This window comes from Helicobacter pullorum NCTC 12824 (assembly GCF_017979475.1).
Classification (GTDB): Bacteria; Campylobacterota; Campylobacteria; order Campylobacterales; family Helicobacteraceae; genus Helicobacter_D; species Helicobacter_D pullorum.
The window spans coordinates 101,965-118,750 of record NZ_JAERIT010000001.1 but is presented as its reverse complement, the minus strand read 5'-3'; the positions used below and the strand labels follow the sequence as shown (position 1 = coordinate 118,750).

18 protein-coding genes are annotated in these 16,786 nt (G+C 36.3%); 10 read left to right on the top strand and 8 right to left on the bottom strand.

Annotated features, from left to right (window positions below):
• Positions 1–69: 69 nt before the first annotated feature.
• Together JJQ98_RS00620 and JJQ98_RS00615 are read right to left on the bottom strand one after the other, a co-directional pair.
• On the bottom strand, positions 70–768 hold the full coding sequence (locus JJQ98_RS00620) for a molybdate ABC transporter substrate-binding protein (protein ID WP_054197946.1): 699 nt from the start codon (positions 766–768) through the stop codon (positions 70–72).
• A gap of 24 nt (positions 769–792) precedes the next feature.
• Positions 793–2,850 carry a TonB-dependent receptor domain-containing protein gene (locus JJQ98_RS00615; protein WP_151104982.1) on the bottom strand — a complete coding sequence of 686 codons (2,058 nt, stop codon included), beginning with the start codon at positions 2,848–2,850 and terminating at the stop codon, positions 793–795.
• Positions 2,851–3,024: 174 nt separating this feature from the next.
• Between JJQ98_RS00615 and JJQ98_RS00610 the strand changes: the two genes are divergently transcribed.
• Positions 3,025–3,228 carry a hypothetical protein gene (locus JJQ98_RS00610; protein WP_151104981.1) on the top strand — a complete coding sequence of 68 codons (204 nt, stop codon included), beginning with the start codon at positions 3,025–3,027 and terminating at the stop codon, positions 3,226–3,228.
• Between the two features lie 325 nt (positions 3,229–3,553).
• Here the strand turns inward: JJQ98_RS00610 and JJQ98_RS00605 are convergent, their stop codons facing one another.
• The 5 genes from JJQ98_RS00605 to JJQ98_RS00585 all read right to left on the bottom strand — a co-directional run bounded on the left by JJQ98_RS00605 (position 3,554) and on the right by JJQ98_RS00585 (position 8,489).
• A complete protein-coding gene (locus JJQ98_RS00605) occupies positions 3,554–4,714 on the bottom strand; it encodes an alpha/beta hydrolase (RefSeq protein WP_247596633.1) in 1,161 nt (386 codons plus the stop codon).
• 70 nt (positions 4,715–4,784) lie between these two features.
• Positions 4,785–5,468 (bottom strand): flavodoxin, encoded by a 684-nt coding sequence (locus tag JJQ98_RS00600; protein WP_151104980.1) that lies wholly within the window; start codon positions 5,466–5,468, stop codon positions 4,785–4,787.
• A 291-nt stretch (positions 5,469–5,759) separates the two neighbouring features.
• Positions 5,760–6,170 (bottom strand): cyclophilin-like fold protein, encoded by a 411-nt coding sequence (locus JJQ98_RS00595; RefSeq protein ID WP_247596642.1) that lies wholly within the window; start codon positions 6,168–6,170, stop codon positions 5,760–5,762.
• Between the two features lie 5 nt (positions 6,171–6,175).
• Complete coding sequence (locus tag JJQ98_RS00590; RefSeq protein WP_345719216.1) at positions 6,176–7,345, bottom strand: aldo/keto reductase; 1,170 nt, start codon at positions 7,343–7,345, stop codon at positions 6,176–6,178.
• Positions 7,346–7,742: 397 nt separating this feature from the next.
• The gene (locus tag JJQ98_RS00585) at positions 7,743–8,489 is read right to left on the bottom strand and encodes a carboxymuconolactone decarboxylase family protein (protein WP_065827336.1); all 747 of its coding nucleotides are present in this window, start codon (positions 8,487–8,489) and stop codon (positions 7,743–7,745) included.
• A gap of 747 nt (positions 8,490–9,236) precedes the next feature.
• Here JJQ98_RS00585 and JJQ98_RS08780 point away from each other — a divergent pair.
• From JJQ98_RS08780 to JJQ98_RS00550, 7 genes are all read left to right on the top strand, one after another.
• Positions 9,237–10,274, top strand: a complete 1,038-nt coding sequence (locus tag JJQ98_RS08780) for an alcohol dehydrogenase catalytic domain-containing protein (protein ID WP_151105023.1) — start codon at positions 9,237–9,239, stop codon at positions 10,272–10,274.
• Positions 10,275–10,709: 435 nt separating this feature from the next.
• Positions 10,710–11,747 (top strand): aldo/keto reductase, encoded by a 1,038-nt coding sequence (locus JJQ98_RS00575; protein ID WP_425591577.1) that lies wholly within the window; start codon positions 10,710–10,712, stop codon positions 11,745–11,747.
• Between the two features lie 556 nt (positions 11,748–12,303).
• Positions 12,304–12,519 (top strand): hypothetical protein, encoded by a 216-nt coding sequence (locus JJQ98_RS00570; protein ID WP_005021618.1) that lies wholly within the window; start codon positions 12,304–12,306, stop codon positions 12,517–12,519.
• A gap of 21 nt (positions 12,520–12,540) precedes the next feature.
• Positions 12,541–12,813 (top strand): type II toxin-antitoxin system YafQ family toxin, encoded by a 273-nt coding sequence (locus JJQ98_RS00565; RefSeq protein WP_151104978.1) that lies wholly within the window; start codon positions 12,541–12,543, stop codon positions 12,811–12,813.
• Positions 12,814–12,868: 55 nt separating this feature from the next.
• On the top strand, positions 12,869–13,057 hold the full coding sequence (locus tag JJQ98_RS00560; protein ID WP_151104977.1) for a hypothetical protein: 189 nt from the start codon (positions 12,869–12,871) through the stop codon (positions 13,055–13,057).
• Complete coding sequence (locus JJQ98_RS00555; RefSeq protein WP_134043985.1) at positions 13,054–13,434, top strand: type II toxin-antitoxin system death-on-curing family toxin; 381 nt, start codon at positions 13,054–13,056, stop codon at positions 13,432–13,434. Before JJQ98_RS00560 ends, JJQ98_RS00555 begins: the two co-directional genes overlap by 4 nt.
• Before the next feature lie 113 nt (positions 13,435–13,547).
• Entirely contained in the window at positions 13,548–14,609 is a 1,062-nt protein-coding gene (locus tag JJQ98_RS00550) for an aminoglycoside 6-adenylyltransferase (protein WP_151104976.1), read from the top strand.
• Between the two features lie 6 nt (positions 14,610–14,615).
• On the opposite strand, the gene JJQ98_RS00545 is transcribed toward JJQ98_RS00550, so the two are convergent.
• Entirely contained in the window at positions 14,616–15,374 is a 759-nt protein-coding gene (locus tag JJQ98_RS00545; protein WP_151104975.1) for a tRNA (5-methylaminomethyl-2-thiouridine)(34)-methyltransferase MnmD, read from the bottom strand.
• 87 nt (positions 15,375–15,461) lie between these two features.
• Here JJQ98_RS00545 and accD point away from each other — a divergent pair, with 87 nt between their 5' ends.
• Positions 15,462–16,325: an acetyl-CoA carboxylase, carboxyltransferase subunit beta gene (accD, locus tag JJQ98_RS00540; protein ID WP_054195207.1), complete on the top strand. Its 864-nt coding sequence runs from the start codon at positions 15,462–15,464 to the stop codon at positions 16,323–16,325.
• On the top strand, positions 16,318–16,782 hold the full coding sequence (locus JJQ98_RS00535; protein WP_151104974.1) for a 23S rRNA (pseudouridine(1915)-N(3))-methyltransferase RlmH: 465 nt from the start codon (positions 16,318–16,320) through the stop codon (positions 16,780–16,782). Before accD ends, JJQ98_RS00535 begins: the two co-directional genes overlap by 8 nt.
• The last annotated feature ends 4 nt before the right edge of the window (positions 16,783–16,786 follow it).

The window sequence follows — 16,786 nt, the reverse complement described above, 5'->3', positions numbered from 1 at the left end:
ATATTCATAAGGATAATTTTAGCAAAGCTTTATCACAAAACAAGCAAAACTTGTTTTGTGGAAGGGAAATTATTTGTTTATAATCCCATGTTTTAAGAATATTTCTTGAGCTTTATTGCTTTTTAAAAATTGTATAAAATCTTCTAATTCTCTAGAATCATTGATTTTAGCAATAAAAAGCTTTTGGGGCTTGTAGAAACTTGTTGGGATTTCTAAGAAATCTCCTAGTTTTTGTTTGTTTTCATAATAATGTCTTGTGTTTAAAAAAGCCGCATCTATTTTGCCTTCTATTAACATATCAATACCTAAATGCGAATCTTGCGTGAGAAGAATCTTAGATTGGATATTAGGATAAAATTCTAAACTTTCTAAAAAATTTTGACTATTTTCTCCAAAAGCTCCTTTTTTAGAATCTAAAACTATGATACTATTTACTTTTTGTAAATCTTTAAAATCTTTTAAAGCAATACCCTTTCTAGAGACTAGCACAAGCCCATTTAATCCAATCATTTCTTTGTTGGTGCTAATTTCTAGTCTTTGTAGCATTTGCTCTAGTCCTATTAGCCCATCTAGCTCTTTTTTGCTTACCTGTTCTTTTAGAAATTTCATATTTCCATAGCGTCGTATTACTTTGTTTTTGTGGCTTTTATGAAATTCTGTAATAATTTCTTCAAGAGGTTTTTTATAGCCCCCACCTACGCCTATTACAATATCAGCTAATGCTAAATTGATTCCAAAAATCGCTAAGATTAATATTATTTTTTTCATTTTTGTCCTTGTTGTTAAAATTTATTAAAAATCATATTTGTAGTTAATCCAAAGATTCCTCCTTTCATTGAAAGTTTGGTATTCGTTAGTGTAGTTGATTCTACTTCCTTGTCTATATGCAAAAGGTTGAAAATAGTTTTGATCCAAAAGATTGTTGATTGTGGCACTAAGGGTGATGTTCTTACTAATCTTATAACTTGCACCGAGATTCAAAGTATAGTAGTCTTTGTATTTAATAACTGTAGAGCCATCAAGTTTTTGATATTGTGAGCTTCTTAAAATGTCAAATCTACCATTAGCACTTAAAAAAGAGCTAAATTTTCCATTTTTGTAGTTTAGCTTTACCATACCTATATGTCTTGGAAGTCCTTCTACTCTCTCACCTCCAAAGGGATTCTTTTGCAAGCCTTCACTATCAGAACCTTTATAGAATTGTTCCAAATAAGTATAGGTGGCTTCTAGGCTAAATCCATAAAAGTTAGCAGTGTTTAATCCGACTTCTACACCTCTTGATTGGTTTTTTCCTCTATTTGTTTGGATATAGCAAGTATCAGATTGACAAATTTGCCCATTAGGTAAAGATTCTCCTATAAAAAACTCATCTCCAAAAAGTTCATTTTTAAAATCAACAATAAAGCCTGTTAGACTAAGATTTGCATAATGGTTTAAATTAAAATTTACTCCAAATTCATAGTTTGTGCTTTCTTCGGGTTTTATATTTGGATTTCCATAGTAGTCATAAGTTTCTCCTCGGTAATTTTCTCCACTATCATAAATGCCGTTTGTGAGATATTGGGCTCTTGGGGCACTATATCCTTTAGAAATTCCCCCTTTAAAAGTGAGCCACTCTAAAGGTTGGTAGGTGAAAAAAGCTCTTGGTATTAAAGCGCCATCAAATAAATCACTATAAGCATATCTTGCGCCCACACCAAGACTTAAATTATCCTGAATAAAATATTCAAAATTTATATAGGGCGCAAAAGTGTTTTGTCTATAAATTTCATTGCCACCAAGATAATCATCGTATTGATAATTTAATCCGCCAAGAAGGGATAAATCTCCAAATTTACCGAAAGAAACAGGAATATTTGCATTGCTTTCTGCAATATAAAGGTTAGATTTTGCTAGATTACTGCCTTTTTTATGCCTTGAATTTTGTATTTGAAAATAGGTATTTGTGTTTAGTTTTGTATAGTTTCCATCATGGTTTAATACAATTTTATTTCTATGCACTTTTCTATTAGCCATTGGGCTGTTTGGATTATTTTCTTCGGCGCGTTTCATATTTGTATTTTGCGAAAAATGTTCTCCATCTAAGTAAAAAATATTTTGCGAGTCAAATTTATAAGTGGCTCTTGCTCCGATATTTCCTAAAGAATAATTTCCACTAGCACCTGGAGCGGAAATATCGCTATTTGGGTATTTTAGATTCATAGGATCTTTTTTAGAAATCTTACCTCTTAAGGATAAAGAGAGCTTGTCTTTGGTTAATGGAAATGCTAAAACAGCACTTGCTGCTCTTTGGTTGCCATATTCATTTGGGTGTTGTTGGAATTTTGTTTCCAAAGAAATAGATCCGCTAAAATTATCAGCTAATTTTTTTGTGATGATATTAATCACTCCCCCTATCGCATCACTTCCATAAAGTGTGCTAGCTCCCCCTCTAATCACTTCAATTCTTTCTATCATAGAAATGGGTGGAATATATCCATTATCTTCTCCTGTGGCATACATATTGCCATTAAAGTTTTCTCTAAATCCATTTACCTCATTAATGCGTTTGCCATCTACTAATACTAAAGTTCTTCCCTCGCCAAACCCTCTAATACTAAAAGAATAAGTTCCCACCCCGCTTGGTGTTACATCTACCCCAGGAATCCCCATAAGAGCTTCCCCTAGATCATGGATTTGTCTAGTTTGCAACTCTTCTTTAGTGATGACAGAAACACTGCCAGGGGCAAAAAGCAAATCTTGCTCAAGACCTTTTTGACTTACAATAGATTTTTCTAAAAAATATATCTGAGTTGCTAAGATATTTTGTGCTGTAAATAATAGAGCTAAACCCATAACTTTAAGCTTCATTAATCTTCCTTTTTTAATTATTTAAAAATGATAACGAATCTTACTATTATTTTATTAATTTTTTATGTGACAAAATCACATAAAATAAAAACTGGCGAATTTAATGTTGCAAAATTTAGTGAAGATTTTGATAAGTTTTTGCCAAAATTGATAACAATCTCAAGCTTATTACTTTTGAATAATAATGCCACCATTAATACCACTAAAGAAATAGTTTTTAAAATGAATGCAGCCCTAAAAACTAATAATTGGAGCAATATTCAAATCAAGCAACAAATGCCAAATTTTGAAACCTTTTTGCAAAACCTAGAAAATATGGATATGCGAATATTTACGCTGATTTTACTGAAAATGTCAATACAGCTAAGCTTCAAATAGAACATATTTTGCCAAAACAATGGCAAAATGCAAATTTCAATGGCATAAGCACCCTCCATTTACAAAAAAATAATTTTATTGAAATCAAGATAGGTTGCCTCTAGCGGTATAACTTAACTTGTTTTGAAAAGAAAAAGAATCAAAAATATTTTAATGCCATAGTAGCAATTTAGTTTTGAAGCGTCTGGAGAATGAATGATAGAATCTCAAGGCGTTTTAAAATTTTATTATATAACAAAAAGGTTAATTTAATATTAACCAAAACCATACGCCATTAGCCCGGTTTTTGGGCTATGGATTTGGGCATTAAATATTTTATATCCCATTACACATACTGCTTATAAAACTCCTCTAATTTGCCTAGTGCCTGTGCCACCACGTTTGGCTTAAAATATGTCTGTATGTGCGTAGAATCTTGCAACCTAAAAAGCTCCTTTGTATCTGTGCCACTTGCTCTGTTATACGCCTGCTCACTCATATACGCTGTATCTGCCTTATCGCCCACCATTAGCAAAAGTGGCTTATTTATAAGCTCGATTTGATTGAGTGCATCAAAGCTCATAAGCTCCAAAAGTGAGGCTGTGGTGTAAGCAAAGCTAGAGTTTGGGTGTGCGTGTGTGTCGCCATAATAGATTGCGCCCTCGCGGTATAAATCCGTGTCAATCTTGACTAGCTCTGGCTGGCTTAATTTCACAGGGGCAGCTCCAGTGTAGAGTATCTCTCCTAAAGCCTGCTTTGCTCTTGCCTTTGAGGCTTCCTCTAAGCGAGCTTGTATGCTTGAAATTTGAGAATCCAAAAAGCCATTGCGTCTTACTAGTCCGCTATTAAACATACTAAGCGTGGCGATTGCTTTTAGACGTTTGTCTGTTTGTGCGGCTTTAAGCGTGTAACCCCCACCGCCACAAATCCCTAAAATCCCTAGGCGATTGTTATCCACGCCCTTAAAAGTAGAGATAAAATCTATAGCCGCGTATATATCCTCTATGCGATTAGTTGGGGTATCGACATTTCGGGGGCTTCCCTCGCTTGCCCCTTGATAGAGCGCATCAAAGGCTAGTGTTACATAGCCTATTTGTGCGAGATTTTGTGCATACAACCCTGCCACTTGCTCTTTGACCCCTCCATTTGGGTGAGCTACCACGATAGCAGGATACTTGCCACTAGATGTAAAGTTTGGTGGTAGATAGACATTTGCCACTGCCTTAAGCCCTCGTGTGTCATAGGATACTTGCTTAAGATTCACCTTGCCTTTTTCGTTTTTGCTTATGGCGTTTTCATACACTAAGCCAAAGGGATTTCTAGCTACATTACGTGCGGCTTCTTGGCTTTTATTGACTGCATTAGTAATTTTTGGCTTGTGTGTTGCGTGTAGGCTTTCTTGATTTTGATCTTTAGCAAAAGCACTAGGTATAGAGCCAAGCACCAAAGCTGTACTTGCTAACTTCATAGAATCTCCTAAAAACTTTCTGCGATTTTGTTTTTTCATAGCTGTTCTCCTTAAATCAATTTACAAAAAAGATTCTAAAACCTAACACCTAGTGTTTGTCAAGTAAATTTTATAATTTTAAAGATTTCAACCAAGTAGATATTTTTGAATTATCTTGCAAGTTGCTAAAAGCTAGAGGAATGCCTTGTTGATTTTTATAATCTAATAGACTTTGATTGTAGGATTTTAAATCCCTTTTGTCTTTTTCTTTATAAGGGAATGTGAAACTTAGAGGGGAGTTTAAAGCTGTTTTGCTGATGTTTTCAATTTCTCTTAATGCACCATTTATGCTGTATCCTGCATTTGTAATCAAAGGTATTAAGATTTTATTTTCTAATTTTGTTTGACTTATAAATGTGCGTATGGGAGTGCTTAGAGACATTCCCCAAAGCGGTGAGGCAATGAAAATATGGGTGTATTTAGAGAGATTAGGCGGATTTTGAAGAGATATGAGCGTGTGCGATTCTCTCTCTTTTGCTGCGGTTTTTACCATTTCATCATAATTTTCTGGATAGTTTTGTATGGTTTCTAATCTAAAAAGGTCTGCTTTTAAAATATAAGCAAGATAGGAAGTTAAAATATGTGTGTTGAGGGTTCTTGAATAATAAACAATAGCCATTTTTGAATTTGTTTGACTCTTGGGAATAGAAAGCTTGGTTGCCCCAAATAACTTATCTGTGAAATTGATAGCTGATGCAAATATCGCCATTTTCACACTATTTTGTAAAAATTTTCTTCTGTTTAGGTTTAGCATTATTTTCCTTGCATTTTAAGTTTTATGATATTTTAAAACCTAACACCTAGTGTTTGTCAAGATAAAACATTCATTCATCAAATATTGATGATAAATACTGCATAAAGCTTGTTGCACAATCCCATTTATCTGTATGAAAATGTCATAATATCCCTTTTATATCTCGCATACTTTTTAGCTCACTTTTGTTTTGTAGATTCTATTTTTGTATCAGCAAGAGAATCCCAAATGTAAGCTTATGCAGTATGGCTTTAAAGCATATTTGGGATTCTCATCTAGCATTCACAAGCTTTACTTGCTTAGTACTACCTTGAAATTTTTTTTCTGACTTTTTAGAATCTCTAGGCTTTTAGAATCTAAAACCTTGCCAAGATAAACTAGCCCATTATAAGGAGGTTGTTTGGCATAAAAAATCCCTATATTGCCCCAAGGAGAAAAATAAAACAAATCTCCGATTTGTGGATCATAACCCGCTGTGTTTTTGACACTTAGAGGTTTTGGCAGATGAGCTATTTTTTCTTTGCCCACATAATCGCTAAATTCTAAGCTCAAAGGCAGCTGTGCCACAAACTCCCTTGAAGCCGCATTATCCTCTAGTTCTACCCTCACATATTTGCCCTCAAACTCTAGTTGTATGTGCATTGTCTGTGCCATTACCACACTCCCCAAAAATAGTATCAAGTATGCAATTTTTGCTTTCATCACTCTCAAAGCCCCACGCTTTTTGCTTGGTCTGAACCTATCGGGTATCGTTCCCCTACGATTTTTATCTCTTTTATTTTTACATCTATTTCTTGTAATTCTTGCTTAGAAAAGCTAATCTTTAAAGCCCCTAGATTTTGCTTTAAGTGTGCTAATTTAGTCGTCTCTGGGATAGGCATTATAAAGGGCTTTTGTGCTAGTAGCCACGCTAGAGCGATTTGTGCGGTTGTGGCTTCTTTGCCATCTACAACTTTGCTTTTTGCTATGTCTTTTACAAGCTTGATAAATGCTTGATTTGCCTTTAAAGCCTCAGGTGTGAAACGCGGGAAAGACGCCCTCATATCAAGTGTGGGGTGAAATCTCGTGTTTTCATTCATAAGCCCACCCAAAAATCCTCTCTCTAATGGAGAATACGCAGTAAAGCCGATGCCAAGCTCCTCACAAGTTTGCAGCACGTCATTACTCTCAACCTCTCTCATCATCATAGAATAATGACTTTGAATCGAAGTGATAGGGCAGATTCTATGGGCTTTTGCTATCGTCTTTGCCCCCGCTTCACTAAGCCCATAATGGCGGATTTTACCCATTTTTATAAGCTCACTCATCGTATCTGCCACTTCCTCAATAGGCGTGTCAGTATCCACTCTGTGCTGGGTATAGAGGTCGATATATTCGCTCCCAAGTCTTTTCAAACTCGCATCAACTGCCCTAAAAATAGACTTTTTGCTTGAATCTTGCTGCTGTTTATTAAAGGGATAATATAGCCCAAACTTCGTGCCAATCACGACTTTATCGCGTCTATCGCCAAAAGCCTTGCCAAGCAAAATCTCATTAGTATGTGGTCCATAGATTTCTGCGGTATCAAAGTATCGCACACCAAGTTCATAAGCCTCATGCAGTAGCTTTATCATAGCCTTTTCTTCCGGTGGCACGCCATGATTTGCACTCATGCCCATACACCCTAAGCCCAAGGCTGAAACCCTAAGTGTGGCAGAATCTTTGCCCAAGATTCTAAAAGGTAGTTGTGTAGTATTCATATTTTCTCCTTTTGTTTGTGATTTGATAGAATCTGCTAAGAGCATATTTGCTCCCAAACCTGCCAAAGCCACGCTACTAGCAACTTTTGCACCTAATTTTAAAAAATCCCTTCTATTTTGAAATTCGTTGTTTTGCATAGTTTGCCCCTTAAGGATTTTAGGATTCTTAGAGAATCTCAAATCTTAGAATCTAAATTTGGTTTAGAATCTATATCAAAATTAATGACTTTAGATTCTCAAATAAAAGTATAAAGAATGAGAGCTAGTCTAAGTCAAGGGGTAAATTAGAAAATTATACAAGTTTGCAAAGATATGAAAAAATAAGCCAAATAAAGCACTTTGCTCATCTTTCATGCCCTCTAGGTAGATTCTAAAACTATATGATAATCTCATCCCAACAACACTAACTCCAAGCCTTCATCGCTACCTTTTGCCCTAAAATATCACAAAAGATGCTTTTAACATAATGTGCAAATAAGCCTTAGCAAAATCTTGCCTTTAGGTTAAATTCCATAGCATAAGCCTCTGTGAATATCTACTTTGCTATCTCATCTATCGCGCTTAGGGCATTGAGACTTCTAGGATAGCCGATGTAGGGCACTAGAGCTGTAATCACTGCAGTGAGTTTAGCCCTATCATTGCCATTACGCAAATTCCCTGCGATATGCGCTCTTAGCTGCGGTTCTGCTCCACCCATAGAAGCGATATACACGAAGGTTATAAGCTCTCTAAACTGCAGCTCTAACCCTGTGCGTGTGTAATAATCCCCAAAGCAATTTGCACTTAAAAAATCGCGTATATGCCTTTGGTCGCTTGGGGCGGCAGCATTGGATTTATCTATCCCCTCACCAAAGAGCACCCTTTGTGTTTCTAAACCCTTTTGTTTGCGATTTTCCCTATTTGTCGTGCCTTGAGATTCTAAAGGTAGCTTGATACCTCTTTGCTTAAAAATTGTGTTGGTGAGGCTTAAAATCTCAGCTATTTTACCCATTCCCACATAGGGCGTGGCTTGATACACCACTTCTTTGATAGCAATAGGGCTTATCCCTAGTTTCAAAGCTGCATTAAGCATTGTCCCAAACTCCTCTTTTGCTGGGATTGCCACCAAAGAAGCAAGGATAATCAAAAGTCTTTCATGCTCTTGCAAGGGCGATTTCTCCCATACCTCATCAAAGGCGAAATTTGCGTAATTTGTGAAAAACTCTAAATCCTCTTGTGGTAGTTTGCTTGTGCCAAAAAGTCTCTCTAAATTTGCCTTAGCAGTTGGTGTTAAATCATTCATTGTTGTCTCCTTGATAGGTGAAATAGTGTTTATGGTAGCCTCTAAAGCATACAAATCATCAAATGCAACAAAAGCAAGGGAAGCTCCAGCAAGTTTTAATGAATTTCCCAAAAACTCTCGCCGATTTTTTGCCATTGTGCCTCCTTAAAAAGAATTCAATAGAATCTAAACAACACATACATTGTGCTTATTATGCGACGTGGTTAAAGCGTTTATACTTTAAAGATTCTATACAATGCAATTATAAAAGATGAGAGTTAGTCTAAGTCAAGAGTTTTTTTACAAATGCAAACATAAATTTAGAATCTATGCCTAGCTAACTTGAAAAAGTAGGAAAAATTTTTAATAATCAAAATATTTTTCTGACTTTTAATTATTTAGAAAAGACAAAATAAATTTTTCAAGCTATTTATGAAGTAGAAAAATATTGCCATGTAGAGCCAAATGAACAGGGCTGGATGATAAGACAGAAAAATTTGGAAAAATTTTGCATTTACCCCTTGACTTAGACTAACTCTCATCTTTTATAATTGCATTTTGTCAGCTTAAATCTCTCATATCAAAGCATAAGATGGATTAAGATATTTTCTAAAAGGAGCATATATGCAACAAAGACGAGCGTTTTTAAAAACAGGTGCAAAAGTCGCTGGTGGAGTGGCTTTGGCAAGTATGGGGATTAGCACACTTTTTGCGGATTCTAAGAATTCTCATAGAGTAAATGCTGGACAAGACACGCAGGGTGCAACACTGCTAGGAGATTCTAAGATACCTTTTAAAAACGGAGAGAGAATCCCCGCACGCGGCTATGCAGCCTTTGGCAAAGAATGGAAGTTTAAGCCCTATACTTTCACTCGCCACCCATTAGGGCAAGAAGATGTGCTTATTGAGATTATGTATGCTGGAATCTGCCATAGCGACTTGCACGCTGTGAGTGGCGATCATGGGAGTCCAATCTATCCTATGGTGCCCGGTCATGAGATTATGGGCAAAGTCGTGGCAGTGGGAAGCAAGGTGCGTAAGTTTAAGGTTGGCGATTATGCCGGAGTGGGCTCTATCTTGCAACAACACCTCATCACCAATCTCTTAGAAAGCCGAAAATTCAATGTGCTTGATAGAGATTCAAAGGGCTATTATGACTTAGAAAAAGCACTCATCAAAAGCCCTGATGCACAAAGTGATGAGATTTACAAACTAGGCAATGTGCTAGGAAGCGATTATTTTTTGCTCTTTGGCATACAAGGAATTGCAGGTCAAACCAAAAAAAGCAATCTCACCAACAAAGAAATCCACCAAGTCGAAATTGTCGTGGATTATCGCGTGATTTTGTTTGCCACTAGGCAAATCAAATATTCCAACACCCTAACTATGTCCCTAAATCTCAAAGACGACAACCTAAGCACCAACCAAGAAGCCCTAAAACAAGTAGCACAAAAGATTTCTGATGATATTTTAAACGCTATTTATCCTCTAAAAGTTGCCAATATCGCCAATAATGAAGCAGTATTTTCTCAAACTCTAAAAGTTGGTGATGTCTATGAATGCTTTGCCTTGGGCGAGGCGATTAAGGATTCTTACACCAAAGAAACCACCGGAAGAATCGAAACCAAAGTAGGTGAAGCAACCATCACAAGAACAAACCCTAAAATGTCCTATGGAAGCATTACGCAAGGTAGCGTTCAAAAAGGCAATCTATGCCGCCCTTTAGGAAGTTCCAATGGTGGGGGTGAAGGCAGAGATGCAAACTACTCAATTAACCCAAGCGGTGGAGTAAATCTAGGCTTTTAAGCCAAGCTCCGCCTTGTTAGAAATGTATAAACCAATTTTATAAACCTGCAAAATCTAAAATATTTTGACTGCCACAATGTCTCAAAGATAGCCCTTAATGCACTAAGATAGCAACTCCTCATAAGCCCAACCACCCTCTACAAAACCCCAAACAAGCTCCAAAATATCTTTTTCACCTAAACTCCTTACTTTGCATTCCACTCATTGTACAAAAAGATTCTAAAGCCTCATTAAGAGTTAGCCTTGATTTGTGCTAATGTATTTTAGAATCTAAAAGCCACACATACCTTGCCACACATTTTTTGAGATTAAAACTTTCATAGATTTTAGCTCATAATTTTCCTTTTTTTCTTGACAGACACTAGGTGTCAGGTTTTAGAATCTTACTTTAGAATCTTGCTAAGGCAAGATTATCAAAAAGCTTAAGGAGGCACAATGCGCGATAAAAACAAACAGCCCTTGCAATCCTGCGATTCTCCCCAGAGAGCCTCAAGGCGAGATTTTCTTAAAGAAAGTTCTAAAATGCTGGGTGCGGGGCTAGCCTTTAGCACATTAGGTGCTATAAATCCGATATTTGCGGCTACACAAGCCAAAAAACAAAATCCAAACAAAAAAGGAAACAATATGCAAACAATCACTTTAAATAATGGCGTGAAAATGCCAATTTTAGGCTATGGCGTGTATCAAATCGATAAAAAAGAATGCCAACGATGCGTGGAAGATGCGCTAAGTGTAGGGTATAGGAGTATTGATACTGCGGCTAGTTATTTCAACGAAGAAGCCGTAGGTGCTGCGATAAAGGCAAGTGGTATAAAACGCGAAGAGCTGTTTATCACTACAAAGCTTTGGATTACTAGTGCGAGTGAATCTAAGGCAAAAAGGGCGTTTGAGACTTCGCTTAAAAAGCTAGGGCTAGAGTATCTTGACCTCTATCTTATCCACCAGCCATTTAATGATGTCTATGGTGCGTGGCGGGCGATGAGCGCGCTCTATAAAGATAAACTTATACGAGCCATTGGGGTAAGCAATTTCTATCCTGATAGATTGGTGGATTTTTGCTTGAATAACGAGATAAAACCCGCTCTCAATCAAGTAGAATGCAGCCCAATGCATGCACAATTTGAGGCACAAAAGATAATGCAAGAATACAATGTCGCTATGCAGTCTTGGGCGCCTTTTGGCGAGGGCAGAAATAATATGTTTGGCAATCCAATCATCGCTACCATTGGCAAAAAACACAATAAAAGCGTGGCACAGGTGATTTTAAGGTGGCTAATACAGCGAAATATCATAGTCATTCCAAAGACCACGAGAAAAGAGCGTATGATAGAAAATTTTAGTGTCTTTGACTTTGAGTTAGATTCTAAAGATATGCAGACTATGGCGAGCCTTGATGATGCAAAAAGCCTCTTTTTTGACCACAGAGATCCTAAAATGGTGAAATGGCTTAGTGAGTATAAGGCGGATATTTAGCGATTATCAAGAGCAAAAAGCATTCTAAAGGAAAGCTCCCTTTAGAATCGCCCTAAAACATCTAAAGCAAAGCCTATATAATAAAATTTCACATTGCATAATAAAGCTTCACAATATCCCAATGTATTGCCTCCCAAGCCATAACTTCTAAAGCTTGACCAAATTTTACCAACAATTCCTTTATAGCAATCATCACAAGCAAAGAGCTTTAAGTAAGCAAATACCTTTTATACTCCTCAATTTGTAACATCACTCTTATTCTCTGTATAATCAACATCAAAGATACAAAGGCTCTCTAAGTCCAAATACCTAAGTCGCGATACAAAAGCACAGCCACCACAACTAAGCCCTCTACACTCCACAACAAACTTGCTATAATGCTAGGGTTAAAATCCATGGAATCTAAAAAGCAATCTTAAATCCTATAATGCGATGGGTTAGCTTAGATTCTGTGCTTTTGAGAAACTAGAATCTATGAGTATGGATTCTTGCTAGAGTAGAATGACTTCAATAAATCTGCTATAATGATAGGATATAAAGCTGTAAGGAGCAAACTATGACTATCACATTAAGAAATGTAGATTTTGAGACTTTGCAAGTGATTGAGAGTTTAAAGGGCTTAAAAAAAGATTTAGAGATAGAGAAAATCCCAAATGATGAGACCCTAGAGGCGATGAAGGAATGTGAGGAGATTTTAGAGAATATAAGAAAGGGCAAAAGAGTGCCATATAATTCTTATCAAGAAGCAAAAGAAGCCCTACTTAAAGACTAATTGGAGACTAAGGGCATAACGATGTATAAGATTGATTTCTCTAAAAGATTCAAAAAAGAGTATAAAAGAGCGATACGGCAGGGCAAACAAGATAAGATAGATTCTCTAATAGAAAAACTAGCAAATGATGAAGCCCTAGAGCCAAAACACAAAGACCACGCATTACAAGGTGAATACACAGGATATAGAGAATGCCACATAGAGCCAGAGTTGCTACTTATCTATAAAAAGCAAGAGGATATATTGGTGCTAGTGTGCTTTAGACTAGGCAGTCATAGTGAGTTGTTTGGTTAAGAGCAAATCAAAGATATGTGTTTAATGGCATAAATTTTAAGAAAAGGAGCAAACCATGACTGTAGTGCTTAAAAATGCGGATTACACTACTTTGGAAGCTATCAAAAATTTGCAAAAAATGCAAAAGAATTTAGAGATAGAAATACAAGAGGACAAAGACTTTGAATTTATACGACAAAAAATGCGACAAAAGTTAGACTTACCACGAAATAAAGCCGTATTTGAAAGGCTAAAAGATAAATGAAATATCTAAGCCTAGATGAGGCTATTATTTTACACAATGATATTATGGAGGCGATGAATGGGCTACAAGGCTACAACAAAAGCCAAATTAGCTACCTAGAATCTGCCCTCACACATATACAAAATGATGAGTTTTATCCTAGCTTTTTGGATAAGCTTACGCACCTAATCTTTTCTTGTGTGAAATTCCACCCCTTTTTAGATGGCAACAAACGCACTGCTATTTATATTGCCGATGCCTTTATAGAGCTAAATCACCCAGAGATTTTAAGAGAAGATTTGTATGAAAAGTTAGAAGATGTCGTGGTAGATGTGGCAAGTGGCAAGATAGATAAAGAAAATTTAAAAAAGATATTAATCGAAATATTAGGCTTATAAATGCAAAAAATCATAAAACTTGATGTGTATAATGAGAAAAACGAGTATATGGGAGAAAAGAGAATCTAGCCAAAAATAGAGCCTAGAATCTATGAGTATGGATTCTTGCTAGAGTGATCAATCCACCCAAGCAAGTCAAATCTGCTATAATGCCAACACATAAGCGATGCACCAAGCAAAACAATAATAACAGACAAAAGGACTGCGTAATGGCGGATTTGGTTATAGATTCCATTTTGGCATTTGCTTCTTTACGCAAGGATATACAACTCGTTACCCTAGAGGGCTCAAGGGCTAATGTCAATGCCAAAAAGGATAGATTCCAAGATTATGATATAAGCTTTTTTATGGAGGATATTTCATCTCTGCGTCAAGATACTTCGTGGCTTGGGCATTTTGGCAAGATTTTGATGATGCAAATGCCAGAATCTATGGAACTATTTCCACCGGATTTAAAAGAAGGGTGGGAGAGCTATCTTGTGCTGTATGAAAATGGGGTAAAGATTGATTTTACGCTGATACCGCTAAGTGATATGGAATATTATTTCACACACGAGAAACTTACACAAGTTTTGCTAGATAAAAATGATGTAGTGTCAAAGACTATGGGGCGTGAGATTGTCCCAAGTGATGAGGATTTTTGGCTCAAACCCCTCACACAAAGAAGTTTTGATGATTGCCTAAATGAGTTTTATCATCTCAAAGGCTATGTGCTAAGGGCATATCTAAGAGATGAGGCTATGAGTATGAATGCTTATATAGATTCTATGCGGGAGGCATTGTTAATTTTGCTGTGCTGGGAGAGGGCATTAGAGGCTTTGAGGGGTGGAGATTCTAAAAGGGCGTTGTTAGCACCCACAAAGCCTAGCAAAGACAAGGATTTAGATTGTGATGAGAGGACGCAAGAGCTAAAGATTCACACCAAGAGATTTCAGCATAACTTTAGCTTTGGAAAGCACTGCAAATACCTCCCTGACTTTCTTTCTAAGGGGACTTATAAGACTTTGTTAAAGACTTATAAACTAGGCGATATTACACAAAGCTATAAAGCTTTGAAAGCTTTGCAAAGGCTTTGTGATGAGACAGCTAGCAAAATAGCTAAACACACGGGCTTTGTGATTCCAAACTACAAAAAAGCTATCCATACATACTACAAAGCCCTAAAAAAGCTATAAGCAAATCTAATCCTCATCATACAATCCTACAAGATTTTTGTTTGTTGCTATTTTGTGAGATATATCCACTTTCAAAACCTCAAGAATATTGCTTGATTCCAAACAAGGAATCTCTTGGGTTTTTGTCAAAACAATAGAATCTCTTGTGTTTGCTTGTTTGAGAGTATAGCTTTTAAATCCAGCCAAAAACGCACTATAAAGCATTGAAGAATTTTGACTATAAGTAGTAATAATGCAATCCTTTGAAGTGAGCAAAAAAAGCGTTTTAAAATATTCATAAGTCCATAATAGCTTATTTTTGTTGGGGCTAAAGGCATCTTGAAAAACTATATCAAAAACCATTTGCTTCTTTTGAAAACCCTTCAATATCTCCCTTGCATCTCCCAAATGCAAAAAAACTTTAAAATCGCCCTTTTGATAAAAATGCTTTTGTGTTAATTCTGATAATATCTCTGTATCTAGCTCTTTAGGGTAAGAATATTGTAACAAAGTTTGAATCAAATTTCTATCCATTTCAGGAGAATGAATCTCTAAAGCTTTAATTCCATTTTGATAAGCATAGTTAATCGCACAAAGCGTGTTGTATCCAAGCCCAAAACAAATATCAAGAATCTTGAGATTGCGCTTATTTTTGTGGAAATAGAAACTTGGCAAAATATGTTTGTGCAAAGTTTCTTGCAATGCCCCATCTTGCGTAGAATGATAATGCTCTTGGAAAACCTGACTAAAAAGAGTGAAACTTTTATCGCTAGTTTGAATATTCATTTTGACAATCTTTAGTATAAATTAACACATTATTTTATACAATTCCATTATTTTTTTGCAAATTGTTGCACTTTATAAGGATTGATAGTGGGATTTGTAGATTTTTTTAAAACTTTCAAAAAAGACAATCAAGAAAGAGCGACCCCAAAAGAAGCTCCTAGTCATTGGATAAAATGCCCTAGCTGCAATGCCTTGATGTATTACAAAGAAGTCATTGCACAATACCACACATGCCCAAAATGCAATTTCCATATGCGTATTGGGCTAAAAGATAGAATCTCTCTAATCTGCGATGAAGGCAGCTTTGTAGAATTTGACAAAGAACTAGCCCCCACAGATCCTTTGAATTTTGTGGATAAAAAAAGCTACAAAAAACGCATTGAAGAATACGAGAAAAAATGCGGACGCCCAAGCTCCATTGTCAGCGGAGAATGCACAATCAATGGCATTTCTGCACAAATTGTCTTATTTGATTTTAACTTCATGGGAGGTTCTTTGGCTTCTGTGGAGGGAGAAAAAATTACAAGAGCTATCCATAGGGCTATTGCCAACAAACAAGGGCTTATTATCGTCAGTGCAAGCGGAGGAGCTAGAATGCAAGAATCCACCTATTCGCTAATGCAAATGGCAAAAACCTCTGCTGCACTCAATGCACTTAGCAATGCCAAATTGCCCTTTATCTCTATTTTAAGCGATCCAACAATGGGAGGCGTTAGTGCTTCATTTGCGTTTCTTGGAGATATTATTATGGCAGAACCGGGTGCAATGATTGGATTTGCCGGAGCTAGAGTTATCAAACAAACTATTGGTGCAGATTTGCCACAAGGATTCCAAACAGCAGAATTTTTGCTTGAACATGGCTTGATTGATATGATTGTCCAAAGAAAAGAAATGAAAGAAAAAATCGCACAAATCTTGGAATATTTCAAAGCAGAATCCATCAATGGTTAAAATTATGGTGTATTACATTGCCAAAAACAAAGATATGAGCGATACTCTATGTGAAGAATTCAAAGCCTTAAGCCTTGGATTTGGTGTCAAACTTGATTTTATTAATCTTTTTTCAAAGTCAATCAAAGAGGGGCAAAAACAAGATTCACAAGAAGCCCAAAAATCTTATACCAAAGAATTTTTAAAGGTTTTCAAAAATCAACAATGCAAAATCGCTCTCTCCCCTAATGGAAAAAGTATCGATTCTTTTGCGTTTTCTAAGCTCTTAGAAAATAAAGGAGAAATCGCCTTTTTTATCGGGGGTGCTTATGGATTAGAAGAATCTTTTATCCAAAAATGCCATTATTCGCTTTCACTCTCAAATTTAACCTTTAGCCATAAAGTAGCTAAAGTTGTCGTAAGTGAGCAAATTTATAGGGCTTTTTGCCTCATCAACAATCACCCCTATCACAAATAATGGA

Excerpts from the sequence above, each read along its gene's own strand:
- JJQ98_RS00620 (WP_054197946.1), bottom strand. The coding sequence starts at position 768 with ATGAAAAAAATAATATTAATCTTAGCGATTTTTGGAATCAATTTAGCA.
- JJQ98_RS00615 (WP_151104982.1), bottom strand. The coding sequence starts at position 2,850 with ATGAAGCTTAAAGTTATGGGTTTAGCTCTATTATTTACAGCACAAAAT.
- JJQ98_RS00605 (WP_247596633.1), bottom strand. The coding sequence starts at position 4,714 with ATGAAAAAACAAAATCGCAGAAAGTTTTTAGGAGATTCTATGAAGTTA.
- JJQ98_RS00600 (WP_151104980.1), bottom strand. The coding sequence starts at position 5,468 with ATGCTAAACCTAAACAGAAGAAAATTTTTACAAAATAGTGTGAAAATG.
- JJQ98_RS00595 (WP_247596642.1), bottom strand. The coding sequence starts at position 6,170 with ATGAAAGCAAAAATTGCATACTTGATACTATTTTTGGGGAGTGTGGTA.
- JJQ98_RS00590 (WP_345719216.1), bottom strand. The coding sequence starts at position 7,345 with ATGCAAAACAACGAATTTCAAAATAGAAGGGATTTTTTAAAATTAGGT.
- JJQ98_RS00585 (WP_065827336.1), bottom strand. The coding sequence starts at position 8,489 with ATGAATGATTTAACACCAACTGCTAAGGCAAATTTAGAGAGACTTTTT.
- JJQ98_RS00575 (WP_425591577.1), top strand. The coding sequence starts at position 10,710 with ATGCGCGATAAAAACAAACAGCCCTTGCAATCCTGCGATTCTCCCCAG.
- JJQ98_RS00570 (WP_005021618.1), top strand. The coding sequence starts at position 12,304 with ATGACTATCACATTAAGAAATGTAGATTTTGAGACTTTGCAAGTGATT.
- JJQ98_RS00565 (WP_151104978.1), top strand. The coding sequence starts at position 12,541 with ATGTATAAGATTGATTTCTCTAAAAGATTCAAAAAAGAGTATAAAAGA.
- JJQ98_RS00560 (WP_151104977.1), top strand. The coding sequence starts at position 12,869 with ATGACTGTAGTGCTTAAAAATGCGGATTACACTACTTTGGAAGCTATC.
- JJQ98_RS00555 (WP_134043985.1), top strand. The coding sequence starts at position 13,054 with ATGAAATATCTAAGCCTAGATGAGGCTATTATTTTACACAATGATATT.
- JJQ98_RS00545 (WP_151104975.1), bottom strand. The coding sequence starts at position 15,374 with ATGAATATTCAAACTAGCGATAAAAGTTTCACTCTTTTTAGTCAGGTT.
- JJQ98_RS00535 (WP_151104974.1), top strand. The coding sequence starts at position 16,318 with ATGGTTAAAATTATGGTGTATTACATTGCCAAAAACAAAGATATGAGC.